General features: G+C 70.4%; 20 protein-coding genes. 8 read left to right on the top strand and 12 right to left on the bottom strand.

Annotated elements, in window-relative coordinates:
* Nucleotides 1-14 precede the first annotated feature (14 nt).
* The 3 genes from pyrH to rpsB all read right to left on the bottom strand — a co-directional run bounded on the left by pyrH (nucleotide 15) and on the right by rpsB (nucleotide 2,656).
* Nucleotides 15-722 (bottom strand): UMP kinase, encoded by a 708-nt coding sequence (gene pyrH, locus ACZK5N_RS03205; RefSeq protein WP_459020045.1) that lies wholly within the window; start codon nucleotides 720-722, stop codon nucleotides 15-17.
* A 108-nt stretch (nucleotides 723-830) separates the two neighbouring features.
* Nucleotides 831-1,640 carry a translation elongation factor Ts gene (gene tsf, locus ACZK5N_RS03210; protein ID WP_463624608.1) on the bottom strand — a complete coding sequence of 270 codons (810 nt, stop codon included), beginning with the start codon at nucleotides 1,638-1,640 and terminating at the stop codon, nucleotides 831-833.
* 29 nt (nucleotides 1,641-1,669) lie between these two features.
* Entirely contained in the window at nucleotides 1,670-2,656 is a 987-nt protein-coding gene (gene rpsB / locus ACZK5N_RS03215) for a 30S ribosomal protein S2 (protein WP_459020047.1), read from the bottom strand.
* Between the two features lie 289 nt (nucleotides 2,657-2,945).
* Here rpsB and ACZK5N_RS03220 point away from each other — a divergent pair, with 289 nt between their 5' ends.
* Nucleotides 2,946-3,845: a M23 family metallopeptidase gene (locus ACZK5N_RS03220; RefSeq protein WP_459020048.1), complete on the top strand. Its 900-nt coding sequence runs from the start codon at nucleotides 2,946-2,948 to the stop codon at nucleotides 3,843-3,845.
* 13 nt (nucleotides 3,846-3,858) lie between these two features.
* Here the strand turns inward: ACZK5N_RS03220 and ACZK5N_RS03225 are convergent, their stop codons facing one another.
* Entirely contained in the window at nucleotides 3,859-4,764 is a 906-nt protein-coding gene (locus tag ACZK5N_RS03225) for a tyrosine recombinase XerC (protein WP_459020049.1), read from the bottom strand.
* A 98-nt stretch (nucleotides 4,765-4,862) separates the two neighbouring features.
* Between ACZK5N_RS03225 and def the strand changes: the two genes are divergently transcribed.
* Together def and ACZK5N_RS03235 are read left to right on the top strand one after the other, a co-directional pair.
* Nucleotides 4,863-5,465 (top strand): peptide deformylase, encoded by a 603-nt coding sequence (def, locus tag ACZK5N_RS03230; protein WP_459020050.1) that lies wholly within the window; start codon nucleotides 4,863-4,865, stop codon nucleotides 5,463-5,465.
* A 108-nt stretch (nucleotides 5,466-5,573) separates the two neighbouring features.
* Nucleotides 5,574-7,874: an ExeM/NucH family extracellular endonuclease gene (locus ACZK5N_RS03235; protein WP_459020051.1), complete on the top strand. Its 2,301-nt coding sequence runs from the start codon at nucleotides 5,574-5,576 to the stop codon at nucleotides 7,872-7,874.
* A 55-nt stretch (nucleotides 7,875-7,929) separates the two neighbouring features.
* Here the strand turns inward: ACZK5N_RS03235 and ACZK5N_RS03240 are convergent, their stop codons facing one another.
* Genes ACZK5N_RS03240 through ACZK5N_RS03250 form a run of 3 tightly spaced genes read right to left on the bottom strand, consistent with a single transcriptional unit; the run spans nucleotide 7,930 to nucleotide 10,181 of the window.
* A complete protein-coding gene (locus ACZK5N_RS03240; protein WP_459020052.1) occupies nucleotides 7,930-8,910 on the bottom strand; it encodes a cation diffusion facilitator family transporter in 981 nt (326 codons plus the stop codon).
* Nucleotides 8,907-9,389 carry a transporter substrate-binding domain-containing protein gene (locus tag ACZK5N_RS03245; protein WP_459020053.1) on the bottom strand — a complete coding sequence of 161 codons (483 nt, stop codon included), beginning with the start codon at nucleotides 9,387-9,389 and terminating at the stop codon, nucleotides 8,907-8,909. Before ACZK5N_RS03245 ends, ACZK5N_RS03240 begins: the two co-directional genes overlap by 4 nt.
* Nucleotides 9,390-9,401: 12 nt before the next feature.
* A complete protein-coding gene (locus tag ACZK5N_RS03250; protein ID WP_459020054.1) occupies nucleotides 9,402-10,181 on the bottom strand; it encodes a TrmH family RNA methyltransferase in 780 nt (259 codons plus the stop codon).
* 54 nt (nucleotides 10,182-10,235) lie between these two features.
* Here ACZK5N_RS03250 and ACZK5N_RS03255 point away from each other — a divergent pair, with 54 nt between their 5' ends.
* Entirely contained in the window at nucleotides 10,236-11,957 is a 1,722-nt protein-coding gene (locus ACZK5N_RS03255) for a chorismate-binding protein (protein ID WP_459020055.1), read from the top strand.
* Nucleotides 11,954-12,925 carry a bile acid:sodium symporter family protein gene (locus ACZK5N_RS03260; RefSeq protein WP_459020056.1) on the top strand — a complete coding sequence of 324 codons (972 nt, stop codon included), beginning with the start codon at nucleotides 11,954-11,956 and terminating at the stop codon, nucleotides 12,923-12,925. The genes ACZK5N_RS03255 and ACZK5N_RS03260 overlap by 4 nt, the downstream gene beginning before the upstream one ends.
* Here the strand turns inward: ACZK5N_RS03260 and ACZK5N_RS03265 are convergent.
* The 5 genes from ACZK5N_RS03265 to ACZK5N_RS03285 are packed head-to-tail and all read right to left on the bottom strand — an operon-like array spanning nucleotide 12,901 to nucleotide 16,952.
* Nucleotides 12,901-14,088: an SPFH domain-containing protein gene (locus ACZK5N_RS03265; RefSeq protein ID WP_459020405.1), complete on the bottom strand. Its 1,188-nt coding sequence runs from the start codon at nucleotides 14,086-14,088 to the stop codon at nucleotides 12,901-12,903. The two genes, ACZK5N_RS03260 and ACZK5N_RS03265, sit on opposite strands and share 25 nt — an antisense overlap.
* 60 nt (nucleotides 14,089-14,148) lie before the next feature.
* The gene (locus tag ACZK5N_RS03270; RefSeq protein WP_459020057.1) at nucleotides 14,149-14,625 is read right to left on the bottom strand and encodes an NfeD family protein; all 477 of its coding nucleotides are present in this window, start codon (nucleotides 14,623-14,625) and stop codon (nucleotides 14,149-14,151) included.
* Nucleotides 14,622-15,407 (bottom strand): ABC transporter ATP-binding protein, encoded by a 786-nt coding sequence (locus ACZK5N_RS03275; RefSeq protein WP_459020058.1) that lies wholly within the window; start codon nucleotides 15,405-15,407, stop codon nucleotides 14,622-14,624. Before ACZK5N_RS03275 ends, ACZK5N_RS03270 begins: the two co-directional genes overlap by 4 nt.
* Before the next feature lie 47 nt (nucleotides 15,408-15,454).
* Nucleotides 15,455-16,228: an enoyl-ACP reductase FabI gene (gene fabI / locus ACZK5N_RS03280; RefSeq protein WP_459020059.1), complete on the bottom strand. Its 774-nt coding sequence runs from the start codon at nucleotides 16,226-16,228 to the stop codon at nucleotides 15,455-15,457.
* Nucleotides 16,229-16,241: 13 nt separating this feature from the next.
* On the bottom strand, nucleotides 16,242-16,952 hold the full coding sequence (locus ACZK5N_RS03285; RefSeq protein WP_459020060.1) for a beta-ketoacyl-ACP reductase: 711 nt from the start codon (nucleotides 16,950-16,952) through the stop codon (nucleotides 16,242-16,244).
* Nucleotides 16,953-17,021: 69 nt separating this feature from the next.
* Here ACZK5N_RS03285 and ACZK5N_RS03290 point away from each other — a divergent pair, with 69 nt between their 5' ends.
* From ACZK5N_RS03290 to ACZK5N_RS03300, 3 genes are read left to right on the top strand one after another with little or no spacing between them, the layout of a single operon-like run.
* On the top strand, nucleotides 17,022-17,336 hold the full coding sequence (locus ACZK5N_RS03290; RefSeq protein ID WP_459020061.1) for a DUF3099 domain-containing protein: 315 nt from the start codon (nucleotides 17,022-17,024) through the stop codon (nucleotides 17,334-17,336).
* A complete protein-coding gene (locus tag ACZK5N_RS03295) occupies nucleotides 17,337-18,101 on the top strand; it encodes an SURF1 family cytochrome oxidase biogenesis protein (RefSeq protein WP_459020062.1) in 765 nt (254 codons plus the stop codon).
* On the top strand, nucleotides 18,098-18,889 hold the full coding sequence (locus ACZK5N_RS03300; protein ID WP_459020063.1) for a putative RNA methyltransferase: 792 nt from the start codon (nucleotides 18,098-18,100) through the stop codon (nucleotides 18,887-18,889). The genes ACZK5N_RS03295 and ACZK5N_RS03300 overlap by 4 nt, the downstream gene beginning before the upstream one ends.
* Nucleotides 18,890-18,896: the final 7 nt, after the last annotated feature.

Below are 18,896 nucleotides of genomic sequence, written 5' to 3' on the forward strand. Positions count from 1 at the left end.
TTGCGGGTGTGGGCCTAGCGCGAGACCAGCGTGCCGATCGGCTCGCCGGCGACCACGCGCCCGATGTTGCCCGGGGTGGAGAGGTTGAAGAAGACGATGTTGAGATTGTTGTCACGCGCCAACGAGATAGCAGTGGCATCGGCCACCTTCAGATCCTCGGTGAGGAACTGGTCGTAGGTGAGATGGTCGAACTTCGTGGCGTCCGGATTGGTCTTCGGATCCTTGTTGTACACCCCGTCGACCCCCTGCTTGCCCATGAGCAGCACCTCCGCCCCGATCTCGAGGGCGCGCTGCGCCGCGACCGTGTCCGTTGAGAAGTACGGCATGCCGGATCCTGCACCGAAGATGACCAGGCGGCCCTTCTCCAGGTGCCGTTCGGCGCGCCGCGGGATGTAGGGCTCCGCGACCTGAGCCATGCTGATCGCCGACTGCACTCGCGTCTCGATCCCGGCCTTCTCGCAGAAGTCCTGCAGGGCGATGGCGTTCATCACGGTGCCGAGCATGCCCATGTAGTCCGCGCGGTCCCGCGCCATCCCGTTCTGCGACAGCTCGGCGCCGCGGAAGTAGTTGCCACCACCGACGACCACCGCCACCTGGGTCCCGGAGTGCACCACTGCGGCGATCTCCGCCGCGATGTTGGACACCACTATGGGATCCACGCCTAGCCGTCCCCCGCCGAACACCTCCCCCGAGAGCTTCAACAAGACTCGCTGATAAGCCACTGGGCCTCCTCGTGCTGGCTGGTGCGCATCATGCGCGTGCGCCGCGACCCGAAAGGATCGCGGCGCACGTCACTCTACTTCCCTTGAACTGCGGGGTGTTTGCCTGGGTCAGGCGCCAAAAGCGAAACGTACGAAGCGTACGATCTCGGTGTCGCCCGCCTTGAGGGCGTCACCCACCGACTTCTTGTCCTCCCAGACCGCGGCCTGGTCCACGAGGCAGACGTCCTTGAAGAACCCGCCCACGCGTCCCTCGACGATGCGCGGGATGGCGCCCTCGGGCTTGCCCTCCTCCTTGGCGGTGGCCTCGGCGATGCGACGCTCGTTGGCGACGACGTCTGCCGGAACCTCGTCGCGGGTGACCCACTGGGGTGACATCGCGGCGATCTGCATGGCGACCTGGTGCGCGAGCGCCTCGTCGCCCTGGTACTCGACGAGCACGCCGACCTGTGGGGGCAGATCCGCGGCGCGGCGGTGGAGGTAGAGGTGCGTGGCGCCGTCGAAGTTGGCGGCGTTGACGACCGAGAGGTTCTCGCCGATCTTCACGCCGAGGTCCTGGACCGCGTCGGAGACCTTCGCGCCGGAGGCCAGCGTGGCCTCGTTGGCGGTGGCCACATCCGTTGCTCCGGAGGTGATGACGGCGGAGACGATCTCCTCCGCCAGGCCCACGAACTCAGCGTTCTTGGCGACGAAGTCCGTCTCCGAGGCGAACTGGATGAGGGCGCCGTCGCGGCCCGCGACGATGCCGTTGGTGGCCTCGCGGTCTGCCCGCTTCGCGGCCTTGGCCAGCCCCGAGATGCGCAGCACCTCGATGGCCTTGTCGAAATCGCCCTCGGCCTCGGTGAGAGCCCTCTTGGCGTCCATCATGCCCGCGCCCGTGGCGTCGCGGAGCTTCTTCACGTCAGCGGCAGCAATTGCCATGAGTGGTGTTTCCCGTCTTCTCGAGTTGTTCAGTTGGCGGCGGTGGTGGTGTCGTCCTCAGCGGGGACCTCAGCCTCGGTGGCAGGCGCCTCGTCCACGGCGGCGGGGGTCTCCTCGACGATGGGCGCCTCGGCCTCGACGGGGGTCTCCTCGACGATGGGCGCCTCGGCCTCGACGGGAGCCTCAGCCTCGACGACCGGAGCCTCCTCGGCGACCGGAGCCTCAGCCTCGACGACGGGCGCCGCGACGGCCTGGTCCGCACCCAGCAGCTCACGCTCCCAGTCGGGCATGGGCTCGGCAGCGACCTGCTCGCCCCCACGGCCGGCGGAACGCTCGATGAGGCCCTCGGCCACCGCGTCGGCGATGATGCGGGTCAGCAGGTGGACGGAGCGGATCGCGTCGTCGTTGCCGGGGACCGCGTAGTCCACCTCGTCGGGGTCGCAGTTGGTGTCGAGGATGCCGACGATCGGGATGTGCAGCTTGCGCGCCTCATCAACGGCGAGGTGCTCCTTCTTGGTGTCCACGATCCAGACCGCCTGCGGGGTCTTGGCCATGTCACGGATGCCGCCGAGGGTCTTGTCGAGCTTGATCTTCTCGCGCTCGAGCTGCAGCAGCTCCTTCTTCGTGAGGCCGGAGCCGGGCACGTCGGTGAAGTCCATGCCCTCCAGCTCCTTGAGTCGCTGGATCCGCTTGGTGACGGTGTGGAAGTTGGTGAGCATGCCACCGAGCCAGCGCTGGTTGACGTAGGGCATGCCCACGCGGGTGGCCTGCTCGGCCACGGCCTCCTGCGCCTGCTTCTTGGTGCCGACGAACAGCACCTGGCCGCCGCGGGCCACCGTGGACCGGACGAAGTGGTAGGCCTTGTCGATGTAGCTCAGCGACAGCTGCAGGTCGATGATGTAGATGCCATTGCGCTCGGCGAAGATGAACCGCTTCATCTTGGGGTTCCATCGACGGGTCTGGTGTCCGAAGTGGACGCCCGACTCCAGGAGCTGGCGGGTGGTGACGACGGCCATGGCCGGTCCTTTCGCGGCGAGGCTGCGCCCCGCCTGATTGTGGTGAGCGACGCTCACGTGTGGTTACGTTGGTCCGAGTGGACCTGCCTGATGCGCCCGGGGCCGCGCCCGCTCCGGGGAGCGGGACCACGCGACCACCGGCGGTGACCCGCGCAGCGCATGCGATGTCAACCCACAAGGGTTGCGGAGCTCATCTTAGACAGTCCGGCGCAGCGCCACAAACACCACCCTTCTCCACAGCCGGGGATCCACGTGGGAAACGCACCGGCCGGCGGGCGATCAAGGTGACATGCGCGCCCTCCTCCTGTCCCTCGGGGTCCTGCTCACGCTGACCCTCACCCCGCTCACCGCCTCGGCCGAGGGCGGCTTCCTGCTCGAGCCTCCGCTGGGCGGCCGCGTGCTGCGCGGGTTCGACGCGCCGCCGTCCCCCTACGCCGCCGGTCACCGGGGCGTCGATCTCGCGGGTGACGTCGGTTCCGAGGTGCTGGCGGCTGCGGCCGGCCGTGTGTTTTTCGCCGGCCACGTGGCCGGCCGCGGCACAGTCTCAGTGGACCACGGCAACGGCTGGCGCACCACCTACCAGCCCGTGATACCCGGGGTGCGGAAGGGCGACGTCGTCGCGACAGGTGACCGGATCGGCACGCTCGAGGCGGGGCACTGCGCCGGATCGTCGTGCCTGCACTGGGGCCTGACCGACGGAGGATCCTACCTGGACCCCACTGCGTACCTGAGCGTCCCGGTGATCCGGCTCCTACCTGCAGGCGCGAGGCCGTCCGCCGTTCCGCAACTCTCCGCCGCCCACGTCGCCGCAGTGGGATCGCGGCCGGTGCGCGGCCCCGTGTCGTCGCCGTTCGGCATGCGCCGCCACCCGGTCTCGGGCGAGATGAGACTGCACGACGGGGTGGACATCGCTGCTGCATGCGGCACCGCCGTCGTCGCCACGTTGCCGGGGCTGGTGGTGGACGCCTCCTTCCACGTCTCGTACGGCTACCGGGTCCGGATCGACCACGGCGGCGGGCTGGTCATGGCCTATACGCATCTTCCGGGGCTCGACGTGCGGGAGGGCCGGCGGGTCCGGGCCGGGGAGCGTATCGGGCGCGTCGGCACCACCGGACTGTCCACCGGGTGCCACCTCCACTGGATGGCGTGGCGCGACGGTGCCCTGCTGGACCCCCTGTCCCTGGAGTAGCCGGCGCGCGCTCTCAGGCGCGGGGGTGCGCCTGCCGGTACGCCTGGCGCAGGCGTTCGGAGGAGACGTGGGTGTAGATCTGGGTCGTGGCCACAGACGCGTGGCCGAGCATCTCCTGGACGCTGCGCAGATCGGCGCCGCCGTCGATGAGGTGCGTCGCCATCGCGTGGCGCAGTCCGTGCGGGCCGACGTCCGCCCCGGGACCGGCCGCGGAGGTGGTGGCGTGCACCACACGTCGCGCCACCCGCGGGTCCAGGACTCCCCCGCGGGCACCCAGGAACACGGTGTCAGGGCTCGCGTCGGTCGCCACGTGCGGGCGCACCTCCAGCCAGGCGTCGATGGCGCGCAGTGCCGGGAGCCCCAGCGGGACCGTGCGCTCCTTACCCCCCTTCCCCAGGACCCTCAGCGAGCTGCGTTCACGGTCCACATCCCGCAGGAGCAGTCCGCACAACTCGGAGACCCGCAGCCCGCTGGAGTAGAGCACCTCCACTAGAGCGAGGTCCCGCCTCGCGAGGGGATCGTCCTCCTCGCCCGCCCGCTGCTCGGCGCTGGCCAGGCTGACCTCGACGGCGCCTGCCGCCACCACCGTCGGGAGCCGTCTCTGCCGCTTGGGTGCCTTCAGCCGCGCGGCGGGGTCGTCGGCCACGAGACCTTCCTTCTGCGCCCATGCGAAGAAGCCGCGCACGCAGGCCACCCTGCGCTGCACCGTCGCGGACGCGTGGCCCTCGTCGGCCATGAGCGCCAACCACCCCCGGAGACGCGGCAGCGTGACCCGCCGGACCTCCACGTCGACGAAGCGCGCCAGGTCCCGCAGGTCGGTCTCGTAGGCGCGGACCGTGTGCGCCGACAGCCCGCGATCGACGCGCAGATGCGTCGAGTACTCGTCCAGCACGGCGGACCAGCCCGGGGGGAGCTCCATGCCCGCCAGTGTCGCGCACGGACCGGCCAGGCCACGGCACGACACCCGTGCGGCATACTGGGCAGCCGGAAACTGCCTGCTCGACAAGTGGAGGAAACATGGCGCAGGACGATCTCACCCAGGGCGGCTCCGTGCGGCCGATGACGCGGTGGGGCGAACCGGTCATGCACGAGAAGACCGCACCGGTGACCGAGTTCGGTGAGGAGTTGCACACCCTCATCCGTGACATGTTCGCCACCATGCGCGCCTCCGACGGCGTCGGCCTGGCCGCCACGCAGGTGGGCGTCGGTCTCTCGGTGTTCATCTACCAGTGCCCGGATGCCGACGACGTGGTCCAGGTGGGGGTGGTCTGCAACCCCGTGATCACCGTCCCGGAGGGCGTCGACCGGCAGCTCGAGGCGGCCGATGAGGGCTGCCTGTCGTTCCCGGGGGGCTACGCCCAGCTGGCCAGGCCGGACAAGGCGCGCTGCGTGGGGCAGGACCCGTGGGGACGCCAGATCGAGGTGCAGGGCACCGGCCTCCTGGCCCGCTGCCTCCAGCACGAGACGGACCACCTCAACGGAACCGTGTTCGGCGACAGGCTGTCGGCGCGCGCACGCCGCCAACTCGACGCGAAGGTGGCGGAATTGGCGTGGCGCTACCCGGACGACTGGCCGGTCTCACCGAAGGCCCCACACGCCACTCCCGTCGCGGCGGAGTAACGCCACCACCGTGAGCTGGTTCACCTGACGTTCACCAAAGGGCCTACTCAGGTTCAGATGGGTCGCCTAGTCTCTCGAGAAGTTGCTTCGACGACGAGAGAGACGCCCATGCATATGAGAACCCGCCTCACGGCCATCGGCGCCGCCACGGCGCTGGCCACCGGCCTGCTGGCCGCGGCGCCGCAGCCGGCCACCGCCGACACGCCCGACACGTTGATGATCAGCGCCTACATCGAGGGCAGCAGCTCGAACAAGGCGCTGGAGATCTACAACCCCACGGGCTCACCCGTCGCCCTGGCCGGCTACCAGGTCCTGCTGTTCTCCAACGGCCGCACGACGCCGAACTACACCTGGTCGATGACCGGCACGCTCGAGCCGGGAGGCTACCGCCACCTCGTGGACAGCGCCGCGTCCGAGGTGCTTCTCGCACTGGCAGACCAGACCGCCAGCGGACTCTGGAACGGCGACGACGCGATCCAGCTGGTCAAGGACGGCGCAGTCGTCGACTCCTTCGGACAGACGGGCAACGATCCGGGAACAGCATGGATCAGCGGCGACCTCTCCACGGCCAACCGCTCCCTGAAGCGCAGCGCGTGTGTCGTCGACACAGTGCCGTCGGACGCGTTCGACCCCACGGCCCAGTGGGTCGCGTACGCCCAGGATGATCTCTCGATTCTCGGCACATTCGGCTGCGGGGGCGCCACGCCCCCCGCCGAGCCTCCGGCACCTGAGGTGCTGAAGATCGGCGCCGTGCAGGGATCGACGAACACCTCGCCCTACGCGGGCACGGAGGTGACCGTCGAGGGTGTGGTGACGGGCAACTTCCAGACCGGCGGATTCAACGGCTACTTCATCCAGGACGACGGCGACGACGACGACACCACCAGCGACGGCCTCTTCGTCTACGCCCCCGGCGCCGACACCGTCCCCGTCGGCACCGAGGTCCGCGTCACCGGTGGGGTGAGCGAATTCAACGGCCAGACCCAGATCCGGCAGGGCACCCTCGAGACCATCGCCACCGGCAGGACCGTCACACCGCTCGAGCTCGGCCTACCACTCACCGCCCCGGAGAGCCGTGAGTCGATGCTGGTCACCTTCCCCGATGAGCTCACCATCATCGAGTACTTCAACTACGACCGCTTCGGCGAGATCGTCTACGGCACGTCCCGCCAGCACACCCCCACCGCAGTCGTCGAGCCGGGAAACGCCGCGAGTAACCTGCGGGCCGTGAACCTGGCCAACCGGATCACCGTCGACGACGGGCGCACGTCCCAGAATCCGACCCCTGCCATCCACCCCAACGGCGAGGAGTTCTCGGCCGGGAACTACTTCCGCGGTGGCGACGTGGTGGGCAACATCACCGGCGTCCTCAGCTACAACTTCGGCGCATGGAAGATCCAGCCGACGCAGGGGGCCGATCACACGGCCGCCAACCCGCGCCCGGAGGTGCCCGAGGTGGGCGGCGACATCACCGTCGCGTCCATGAACGTGCTCAACTACTTCACGACTCTGAGGTCTGAAGACAGCAGCGCCCGCGGCGCGGACACCGTGGAGGAGTTCGAGCGCCAGCAGGCCAAGATCGTGGCCGCGCTCGCGGAGATGGACGCCGACGTCGTGGGGCTCATGGAGATCGAGAACAACGGCACCGCCGTGGAGAACCTCGTCACCGCCCTCAACGCCCACCTCGGCGCCGACACCTACCGTGCCGTCAACACCGGCGTCGTGGGCACGGACGCCATCATCCAGGCCCTCATCTACAAGCCTTCGACGGTCCAGCCCGTCGGCGAATGGGCCGCGCTGGACTACGGTGACGACCTCAACCGACCCACCATCGTGCAGACCTTCAAGCAGGTGCGGTCCCCGGAGAAGGTCAATGTCGCGGTCAACCACCTCAAGTCGAAGGGCTCCAACTGCAACGCCGTCGGCGATCCCGACACCGGCGACGGCTCCGGCAACTGCAACCTCACGCGCCTGGGCGCGGTGGAGCGGATGACCGAGTGGCTCGCCGCCGACCCCACCGGCGTGGGCGAGGCACGGACCCTGGTGATCGGCGACCTCAACAGCTACGACCACGAGGCCCCGATCGACGCGTTCGTCGACGCCGGCTACACCGACCTGCTCAAGCAGTACGAGGGCGCGGGCGCCTACACCTACGTCTTCGACGGCATGGTCGGCTACCTCGACTACGCGTTGTCCAACGCCGCCCTCTCGGCGATGGTCACGGGCACCGCGGCCTGGCACATCAACGCCGACGAGTCGGACCTGTTCGACTACGACATGACCTTCAAGCAGCCCCTCGAGGAGCAGCTGTGGGCCGCCGACCCCTACCGATCCTCCGACCACGACCCGGTCCTCGTGGGACTCGACCTGACCGAACCCAAGCCCGGCAAGGGCCTCGGCCGGCCCTGATCCGCAGGCATCGCCGGGCCGGTCCTCCTCCGGGGGGCCGGCCCGGCGCGTCTCCTCAGGACGGGGTGCGATCCAGCGCGGACAGCCCGTGGGGGATCTCGTCGGTGACCACCACCACAGTGTCGATCGCCTTCCAGTCCACGTCGCAGCACCGTTGGCGCAGTTCCTCGACCCGACCGACCGAGAGGGACGCCCCCTCGACAGGGACGACGAAGACCTCGCTGTGGAACACGTGGCCCATGTCCCGGGTCCGCACGGCCGCCTCGGCCACCCAGTCGGTGCGCAGCGCGGCCTCGCGCAGCTTCGCGATCACCGGGTGCGGGTCCTGGGATTCGATCGGCGTCGCCCTCGCGTCGAGGAGGGCGGCGACGGCGCCACGGAGGTTGGTGACGCCGTCCTTGACGATGCTGGTCGAGACGAGGACCGCGGCCAGCGAGTCCGCCCACCACAACCCGAACCCGATGCCCACCACACCGGCGACGGTGGCAAGTCCCGTCTGCCAGTCTGCCTTCAGCATGTCCGCGTCCGCGGCGAGCACCTTGTCGTGCAGCTTCTCGGCCAGCTTCAGCTTCATCCGTCCGAGGATCACGGGCGGGATGGCGCTCAGCGTCATGACGACGATCATCAGCCAGCCGGACCAGAGGGTCTGGCCCAGCAGCATGACGGCACCGACGGGAGGCCGCGCCCCCGTGACGAGGCCGGATGCGCCGTTGTAGAGCAGCGAGAGCCCGAAGGTCAGCAGCGCGACAGCCGAGACCAGGTGCCCGGCGGCGATCGCCCGATGATGCCCGTAGGGATGCTCGGGGCTGCGTGGCCGTGCGGCGCGTCGCACTCCGATGAGGAACGCGATCGGCGGGAGCAGTGCGAGCGAATCCTCCACGAAGGCGGTGCGCATGGCCTGCGACTGACCCGCCACCATCCCGACCGCCGCGATGATGACCCCCATCACCACCAGGGAGATCCACTCCAGTCGGATCGCCTTGTGCAGCAGGGCGGACTGTTCGGGGGGCAGGGCCGACGGCGTCACGCTGGTCATGCCTGGTGCCCCTCCGCGATGAGGAAACGCTCCAGGTTGGTCAACAGCGCATTCTCCCCCATCCTGACGGCGAACACGAGCTTCTCCGCCTTGCCGTCGGATCCGATCGTTCTCGTGTGCGGGCGGGTGAAGGCGGCGTGGGTGGACCACGGCGAGTCGGATGCCAGGCCCCCGATGACGAGGTCCAGCTGCCCGAGCTTCACCAACTCCATCAGCTCGCTCTCGGCCCCCTCGCGCCACTCGACGGTGGCTCCGATGCTGTCGGCGTAGGCCTCGATGATCTCGGCCTCGTCCCCGCCCACCCTTCCGTCGTCGGACACCTCGGTGAACGGTGGGTGATCGGAGACCCCCACCAGCAGCGGCCCGCCGCGCGCCCGCTCGAGCGTCCCGTCAGGGTCACGGGGGAACCCTGGTTCAGCGCAGCCCGACAGCGTGACCATCAGGACGACAGCCACGCACCGCCTGACGATGCGCTCCATCGTCGCAGTGTGTCACGGGGCCAGCCGATAGGCCAGGATCGCGGCGGCGGTCGCCACGTTGAGCGAGTCCACGGCCGGGGTCATAGGGATGGTGACGTGGTGGTCCGCCGCCGACAGCCACGCGGCGCTCAGGCCGCGACCCTCGGTACCCAGAAGCAGGGCCACCCGCTCCGGCGCATCGAAGGAGGCGAGATCGACGGCGCCGGGCGAGAGGGTGGAGGCCACGAGGGCGAATCCGGCCGCGCGGAGCCGGTCCAGGTCCTCGTCCGAGGACATCCGTCGCCACGGTAACGTCAGCGACGCCCCCATGGAGGCCTTGATGGCGCGGCGGTAGAGCGGGTCGGCGCTGCCGGGTGAGACGAGCACCGCGTCCCACCCCAGGCCCGCCGCCACGCGCACGATCGCCCCGATGTTGGCGTGGTCGACGATCTCCTCACACACGATCACGCGGCCGGCCCCGGCGATCGAGTCCCACGACGCCTCCGCCGGCCGGCCGAACGAGCCCAGCGCGCCGCGGTGGACGTGGAAGCCGCTGACGCGCTCGATCAGCGCCTCCGTGGCCACGTACACCGGCGTGTCCGGCCAGTCGTCGAGGAGGTGCCGCACCCCGGACAGCCACCGCGGTTGCAGCAGGAGCGACCGGGGCGCACACCCGGCAGCGAAGGCCCGCTCGATGATCTTGACGCCCTCGGCGATGAAACGTGCGCCGTCGCCGCGGCGCAACTGCGCGTCCCGGAGTCCGACGAAGTCCGCCAGCCGCGGATCTGAGGGGTCGGTGACGTCGATCAGCACGCACCGACGATACCGCCGGACCGCCCTGCGGACGATCGGGATAGCCTTGCGGCCATGGACCCGTTCGTGCTGCTCGACGACGCCCGTCGTGGCAGCGCGACCCTGCTGACGGGGTTGCGGCGCGTCACACCTGTCACCCTCGGCACCGTGGACGCCGCGCTGGCCACCGGATGGGCCGAGGGCCTGCACTGCTTCGCCTGGCTGCCCTACGAGTTCGGCGAGGCGATCGCAGGCCTGCGCGACGAGGGGCACGGCGCCCTGTACTGGTTCACCGACCGCGCCGCCGCCGACCCCCTCGCCGTCCTGCCCGCGGATGCGCACGCCTGGCTCGCCGACGTGGCCCACGACGTCGACTTCGCCCACTTCTCGGCCCGGGTGGCCGACGTGCAGGAGGCCATCGCGGCCGGCACCAGCTACCAGGCCAACTACACCCACCGGGTGACCGGCCGCCTCGTCGGTTCCCCCGAGGCCCTCTACGCCCGGCTGCGCGAGCGCCAGCCCGTGGCCTACCGGGTGTTGGCGCACCTGCCGCCCCCCGCCGCGCCCTGGACGCTGAGCCTCTCCCCGGAGCTGTTCATGCACGTCGAGGGCGGCACGGCCGTGGCGCGGCCGATGAAGGGCACCGCCCCCGCCGCCACCGACGCCTCAGCCCTGCGCGACGACCCCAAGAACCGCGCCGAGAACCTCATGATCGTCGACCTGCTCCGCAACGACCTCAGCCGCGTGGCGGTGCCGGGCACCGTCGGAGTGTCGCGGCTGTTCGAGGTGGAGCGCGTGGGTGGCCTGTGGCAGATGACCAGCACCGTCAGCGGGCGGCTGGTCCCGGGCACCACGCCGTCAGGCCTCCTCGCGGCGACCTTCCCGTGCGGGTCGATCACCGGGGCGCCCAAGCTGGCGAGCATGCGGCTGATCCGGAATGTGGAGCGCGAGGGTCGCGGCCTGTACACCGGCAGCCTCGGACTCCTGGAGCCCTCCGACGACGACCTCGGCTGGCGGATGCACCTCAGCATCGCCATCCGCACGCTCGAGATCGACGCCGAGGGGGCGGTCCGGCTCGGTATCGGCTCGGGCGTGGTGGCCGACAGCACCGCCGACGCGGAGTGGGCCGAATGCCTCGCGAAGGCAGCCTTCGTCGCGACACTCGAGCCCACCGTCACCCTCAAGGAGACCCTGCGGGTCGTCGACCACACCGCGACGCTCGGTCAGCGCCACCAGGCTCGACTGAGCGCCTCCGCCCGCGAGCTGGGTTTCGCGGCCGTCGGTGGCGTGATCGACGAGGCCGTCCGCGCCACCCCCGCCGGCCGGTGGCGCGTCGCCGTCGACGTGTCGCCCGACGGCTCCTTCAGCGTTGCGCGCACGTCCCTGGATGACGTCGTCTCGGACGTGCTCGTCCGGCTGGCCGACCACCCCTGGGTCCCGGGCCCTCTGGCCCGGCACAAGACGTCCGCCCGCGCGCTGTACGACGAGGCCATCAGTGACGCCGACGCGGTGGGCGCATTCGACACCATCGGGTTCGACGACGCCGGTCGTGTGCTGGAGGGCGGCCGCACCTCGGTGTTCGCGCACCTGGACGGGCGCTGGGTCACGCCGCCGCTCGACCTCGGGGTGCTCGACGGCGTGCAGCGGGCCGCCGTCCTGGCCGATCCAGGACTCCTCGGCGCCGCGGCCGTCCACGAACACCCCCTGACGGTGGCCGAGCTTCGCCGCGCCGACGCCATCGTCGTCACCAACGCCGTGCGCGGGGTCCTGCCCGCCCGGCTGGAGGCGCACCAGTGAAACTGAAGGTCGACCCGATCCTGGTCATCATTCTCGCCACGCTCGCGCTGGGCCTGCTCCTGCCGGTCAGCGGCCGCCCCGCCGAGGTCCTCGACGTGGTGACGCGCGTCGGCATCTTCGTGCTGTTCTTCGGCTACGGCGCACGCCTCTCCGCGGCGGAGACCCGCTCCGGGATCAGGAACTGGAAACTCCACCTGGCCATCCTCAGCACCACGTTCGTGGTGTTTCCCGTGCTCGCCCTCCCCGTCCTCGCGATTCCGGACTCGGTGCTGTCGGCGCCCATCCGGGTGGGGCTGATCTTCCTGTGCCTGGTGCCGTCGACGGTGCAGTCGTCGATCACCTTCACCTCCCTGGCCGGCGGGAACGTGGCGGCGGCGATGGTGTCGGCCACCGCGTCGAACGTGCTGGGCGTGGTGATCACCCCGCTGCTGGCGATGGCCTTCATCCCGACGGCCAGCGGCGGATCCATCGGCTTCGAGCAGGTGTGGGGCGTGGTGCTGCAGCTCCTGCTGCCCTTCGTCCTCGGGCAGCTGTCCAGGGTGGTGACCGCCGGCTTCATGGCGACGCACCGGAAGCGGCTCAAGCTCCTGGATCAGGCAGTGATCATGCTCATCGTCTACGGCGCCTTCTCCGAGCTGCGCGTCTCCGGCGTGTGGCGCGAGATCGGATGGCGGGACCTCGCGCTGCTGATCCCCCTGGCACTGGCCCTCCTGGCCCTCATGTTCTGGTTCACGTGGGCGTTGGGCGGGTGGCTGGGCTTCCCGCGCGAGGATCGGATCGCCCTGATGTTCTGCGGCACCAAGAAGTCGCTGGCCACGGGGGTCCCCATGGCCAGCGTCCTGTTTCCCGGGGCCACCGTCGGCGTACTGGTGATCCCCCTGATGCTCTTCCACCAGGCACAGCTCCTGGCCAGCTCGGTGCTGGCCACGAGACTGCGCGAAGGTCAGGCCGGGGGCCCGAACGGGTGAGGCTGGCCCTCGCCCTCATCGCTGACCGGCGCCGGCTCGTCGACGTGGTCCTCCAGCAGATGCTCGCCGGCGGACAGCTGGCGCTGCTCCTCCCTGGCGCGTGACCTGGAGATCGACTGGCTGGCCCGATGGGCCCGGCGCGACGCCGCTCGGCCCGCATCCAGCGCCTGGGCGTCGGCGATGGCCTGCTCGACCGTCTCCGACGACCGCTGCCGGTCTCGCTCGGCCTGAGCCTCGATCTCCGCCTGCACGTCCACCATGGCTGGCGCCTCGAACTTCTGCGCCGCCTGGGACACGTACTCGCGGATGCCCTGCGCGTCGGTCACCTGGCCGAGGCCCTTGAGCGCATCGTTGAGTTCGCTCGGGATGATCCATACCTTGTTCGAATCCCCGGAGGCCAACTTCGGCAGCATCTGCATGTACTGGTAGGCGAGCAGCGCCTGGTCCGGCTCGGCGGCGTGGATGGCGTTGAACACGCGGGTGATGGCCTGGGCCTCGCCCTCGGAGCGCAGCATCTGCGCCTGCCTGTCCGCCTGGGCGCGCAGCACGGCGGCCTCCCTGTCGCCTTGGGCGCGCAGGATGGCGGCCTCGCGGTCACCCCCGGCCGAGAGGATCTGGGACTGGCGCTGGCCTTCGGCGATGAGGATCGATGCCCGCTTGTCGCGCTCGGCGCGGGCGCCCTTCTCCATGGCGTCGCGGATGGTGGGCGGCGGCTCGATGGCGCGCAGCTCCACCCGGTTGACCTTGATGCCCCACTTGCCGGTGGCCTCGTCCAGGACCATGCGGAGCCGCTGGTTGATCTCCTCGCGGGAGGTCAACGCTGCCTCCAGGTCCATGCCCCCGATGATGTTGCGCAACGTGGTCATGGTGAGCTGCTCGATGGCGGCGCGGTAGTTCTGCGCCTCGTAGGCGGCACGCACCGGGTCCACGATCTGGAAGTAGATGACCGAGTCGATGCTCACCATGAGGTTGTCCTCGGTGATGACCCCCTGCGGCGGGAACGGGACCACCTGCTCGCGCATGTCCAGCGTGTAGCGGACCTGGTCGAAGAACGGCACCACCAGGTGCGGGCCGGGTTCCAGCGCCTTGCGGAACTTGCCGAGGCGCTCCACCAGCGCGACCTGCTGCTGGCGGATGATCTTGAGGGTGGCGGCCAGCATCATGACGATGAGGATGGCCAGGGCGACGAGCACCCAGACAGTGATGTCGGGCATTGCTTTCTCCTAGCTGTCGAGTTGTCGACGTGCGGGATAGACGATCAGGGTGATGCCATCGAGACCGTAGACCTCGATCTCCTCGCCGGCATCGATGACCACCGACGGGTCGAACGAGCGGGCCTCCCAGATCTGGCCCTCCACCTTGACCTCGCCGCTCCTGCCGGTGATCTCGCCGAGCGCGCGGCCCGAGGCACCCACCAGCTTGTCCAGCGACGAGCGGTACCCGGGTGCCCTTCGGACGCGCTCCAGCAGCGTGGGACGTAGCAGGAACAGCGTCAGCACGGCGGTGGTGAGCGCGACGAGGACCTGGAGCCAGACGAGCCCCGGGATGATCAGGGCGGTCACCCCACCTGCGAGGGCCCCCGAGGCCAGCATGAGGAGCGTCAGGTCCATGGTGAGCAGCTCGGCGGTGGCGAGCAGCGCCGCGAGGATCCCCCAGCCGGCCCAGAGGTTGGCGCGGACCCAGTCGAGGAACTCGTTCACCGACGGCTCCTCGCGCTCCAGCGCACGCCGTCGTGGGTGACCTGCAGGGGCATGTCGAACGTGCGGCTGAGGTTCTCGTCGGTGAGGGTGCTGCGCAGCGGGCCGTCGGCGACCACGCGGCCGTCGCGCATCAGGAGACAGTGGGTGATGCCCTCTGGGATCTCCTCCACGTGGTGGGTCACCAGGACCGTGGCCGGGGAGTCGGGGTCCTGGCACAGGTCCGAGAGCGTGTCGACCAGCGCCTCCCGGCCGGCGAGATCCAGGCCGCCGGCAGGTTCGTCCAGGAGCAGTAGCTCCGGGTCCGTCATGAGCGCCCGCGCGATCTGCACGCGCTTGCGCTCCCCCTCGCTGAGGGTGCCGAAGGTGCGGTCCCGCAGCTGGCTCACCCGGAGCGAGCCGAGCAGCTGGTCCGCCTGCGTGATGTCGTACTCGTCGTAGTCCTCACGCCAGCGTCCGACGATGGCGTAGGCGGCCGACAGCACCACGTCGCGCACGAGCTCTTCCGCGGGGATACGGTCCGCGAGCGCCGAGGAGGTCAGGCCGATGCGCGGCCGCAGCTCGAAGACGTCGACGGTGCCCACCACCTCCCCGAGGATCCCCACGATCCCGTCGCTGGGATGCAGCTGGGCGGACAGGAGTTGCAGCAGGGTGGTCTTACCGGCGCCGTTGGGGCCGATGACGACCCAGCGGTCCGACTCGCCGATGACCAGGCTCACGTCGTCCAGGAGAGTGGCGCCGCCACGCCTGATCGACACACCCGCAAGTTCTGCCACCGCTGCCATGCCCCCAACCTACCGGACGCTGACAGCGGTCGACTGCAGGCGTGCGGTCAGGCTCCGGTGGAATGCAGCCCGCCGTCGACGTGGATCATCTCGCCGGTGGTGGCCGGGAACCAGTCGCTGAGGAGCGCGACGACGGCCTTGGCCGACGGGACGGCGTCCGAGGTGTCCCAGGGCAGCGGCGAACGCGTCGACCAGGTGTCGTTGAACGACCCGGCCCCGGGAATGGCCTTCTTGGCCACGGTGTCCAACGGACCGGCCGCCACCAGGTTGCAGCGGATGCCGTCCGGGCCGAGGTAGCGGGCCAGGTAGCGCGAGGTGGACTCCAGCGCGGCCTTCGCCACACCCATCCAGTCGTAGGTGGGCCAGCTGATCCGGGCGTCGAAGGTGAGGCCCACCACACTGGCGCCGCGGTTCAGCAGCGGCTTGCAGGCCATGGTGAGGGACTGCAGCGAATAGGCGGAGATGTGCAGGGCTGCCCCGACCGTCTCCCAGTCGGTGGTGAGGAACGCGCCTCCCAGGGCCTTCTCCGGGTGGGCGTAGGCGATCGAGTGCACGATGCCGTCGAGGCCGCCCTCGAAGTGCTCCGCCAGCACGCCCGGGAGCGCGGCGAGGTGCTCCGGGTCCGTGACGTCCAGCTCGATGAGCGGCGGCACCGGGTCCAGCTTGGAGATGGCCCGCTGGGCTGGGCCGATGGCGCGCCCGGCCGCTGAGACCACGATCCTGGCGCCCTCGCGCTGCGCGATCTCCGCCACCGCGTAGGCGATGGAGGTGCGCATGGTCACGCCGGTGACCAGGATGTTCTTACCTTCGAGGAGACCCATCGACGGTCCTTTCTCAGTGACCCATGCCGAGGCCGCCGTCAACAGGGATGACGGCGCCGGAGATGTAGCCGGCGTGCTCGCCGGCCAGGAATAGTGCGGCCTGGGCCACGTCGTCGACGCTGCCCAACCGGCCCGCGGGGATCCGCTTGGTGTAGTCCGCGATGGTGTCCGCGGGCAGCACTGCGGTCATGTCCGTCTCGATGAACCCGGGTGCGATCACGTTGGTGGTGACGTTGCGGGTTCCGATCTCGCGGGTGAGGCTGCGCGCCATGCCCACGAGCGCCGACTTCGACGACGAGTAGTTGATCTGGCCCGGCGAGCCGAGCAGGCCCACCACGGACGAGATGAGGATGATCCGGCCGAAGCGGCCGCGCATCATGGGGCGGCTGGCGCGGCGAACCACGCGGAAGGTGCCGGTGAGGTTTGTGTCGATCACGGACTGCCAGTCCTCGTCGGACATGCGCATGAGGAGGGTGTCCCTGGTGACGCCTGCGTTGGCGACGAGGATCTCGACGGGGCCAAGTTCCGCCTCCACCTGCGCGAACGCCTGATCCACCTGCCCCTGGTCAGTGATGTCACAGGTCACGCCGAGCACGCCGTCTGGGACGCCGCCCGATCGATAGGTTGCCGCGACACGGTAGCCGGCGTCGCGGAACGCCTCGGCGATCGCTCTGCCGATGCCCTTGGATCCTCCGGTGACGAGGACGACTCTTGATTCAGCCACGGGAGCAACCTACCTTAAGCCGCCCCGCTGCGGCGGGGCCGCCGCGGAGCGCGGACTATGCTGGCGGCCATGGCCAAGGATCGCGACGCGACGCTGATCACCAGCGCGGGTCGCGGCCGGTCCCTGGACCTGGAGGAACGACAGCGGCGCTACCTCATCACCATGGGCGTGCGGACCGCATGCTTCCTGCTGTTCCTCGTCGTTCCGGGATGGTGGAAAGTGGCGGCCCTGGGTGCCGCGGCGCTCCTGCCGGCGTTCGCCGTGCTGTTCGCCAACAGCGCGGACCACAGGCCGCCGCCCGTGGTCCCGGCCGACGAGCCGGATGTGACTCACCCTGCCATCACCGGCGGAGACGTGGTGCGCGGCACCGTTGAGGAGGACTGAGTGAGCAGGCAGGTCAGGCGCTGGATCGCGATGGGCGTGTTCGCCGCGATCCTGGCCACCGTCTTCGTCATGCTCGGCCAATGGCAGTTGCGGCGCCTCGACGAGCGGCGCGCGAACAACGCGGTCGTCGAGGCGCACCGCGACCTCCCCGTCGCTCACTACACCGAGGTGATGACCGGCCCCATCACCGACGCGGACCAGTGGTACCGCGTCACCGCCACGGGCAGCTACGAGCCGGAACAGTTCCAGGTGCGCTACCGCTCGCTCGACGGCGCGTACGGCAGCGAGGCGGTGGCCGTCCTCCGGACCAACGAGGGCGACCTCCTCCTGGTCAACAGGGGCTTCCTCGTGCGGCAGCCCGGCTATCCCGACGGCGTGCTCCCGGCCCCGCCGCCGGGCGAGGTGACCGTCACCGGATTCGTGCGCCGCAACGAGCGCGGTGACGAGGGCGCCATGACGCCGCACGAGGACCAGATCCGGCTGATCAGTTCCGACGCCCTCGGCGCCGCGATGGGCGAGGACCTCGTCGACGGGTACGTGGCGCTGATCGAGTCGACGCCCGCGGAGACGGACGTGCTGCGGACCCTGGCCGAGCCCGACCTGAACGAGGGGCCCCACCTGAGCTACGCCCTGCAGTGGTTCGCGTTCACCGTCATCGGCGTGGTGGGCATGGTGGTCCTCGTCCGAGCAGACCTCCGCGACCGGAGGAGGGAGCAGTCCCCGCCCGGTGTCGCGCCCCCACGCCCGGCGCACCCCTCCCGGTGAGCGGGTTCGACTGGCTGCGCTGCCCGCACTGCGCGGAGCCGCTCACCCGCGGCGACGGAGCGCTGCGCTGCTCCACCGGCCACGCCTTCGACGTCGCACGCCAGGGGTACGCCAACCTGCTCGGCCGGGCGGCTCCCGCCAACGCCGACACCCCCCGGATGCTCGACGCCCGCGCCCGCTTCCTCGCCGCCGGCCACTACGCGCCCCTCGCCGACGCCGTCGCGGCCCGGCTCGACGGCGCCCTGCGGATCATCGAGGTGGGCGCGGGAACGGGGCACTACCTGGCCCGGGCGCTGGACGCACACCCCGACGCCGAAGGGCTGGCCACCGACGTCTCCGTGGCGGCCGCGAAACGCGCCGCGCGGGCCCATCACAGGGCCATGTCGATCGTCGCCGACACCTGGGCCGGGCTCCCCCTCCGCGACGGCGTCGCCGACGCCGTGCTCTGCGTGTTCGCCCCCCGCAACCCGTCCGAGTTCGAACGCGTCCTCGCACCCGGCGGGCGCCTCGTCGTGGCGGTCCCCACAGCCGCCCACCTCGCCGACGTCCGCGCCCACTACGGGCTTCTGGGCGTGGCCGCGGACAAGGCCGAGACGGTCGCGGCGTCGCTGCCCGGCTGGGACATGGACCGCCCGGAGACCCTCACCGCGCCACTGGACCTGACCGCCGCTGAGGTGGCGGATCTCATCGCCATGGGACCCAACGCCTTCCACGGCCCGCCCCCTTCCACCGCCCCGGCGTCGACGCGCCTGGCGGTCACTGTCCTCACCCTCACCCGCCCCCGATGACCGGCGC

The organism is Tessaracoccus pujii, from assembly GCF_055326215.1.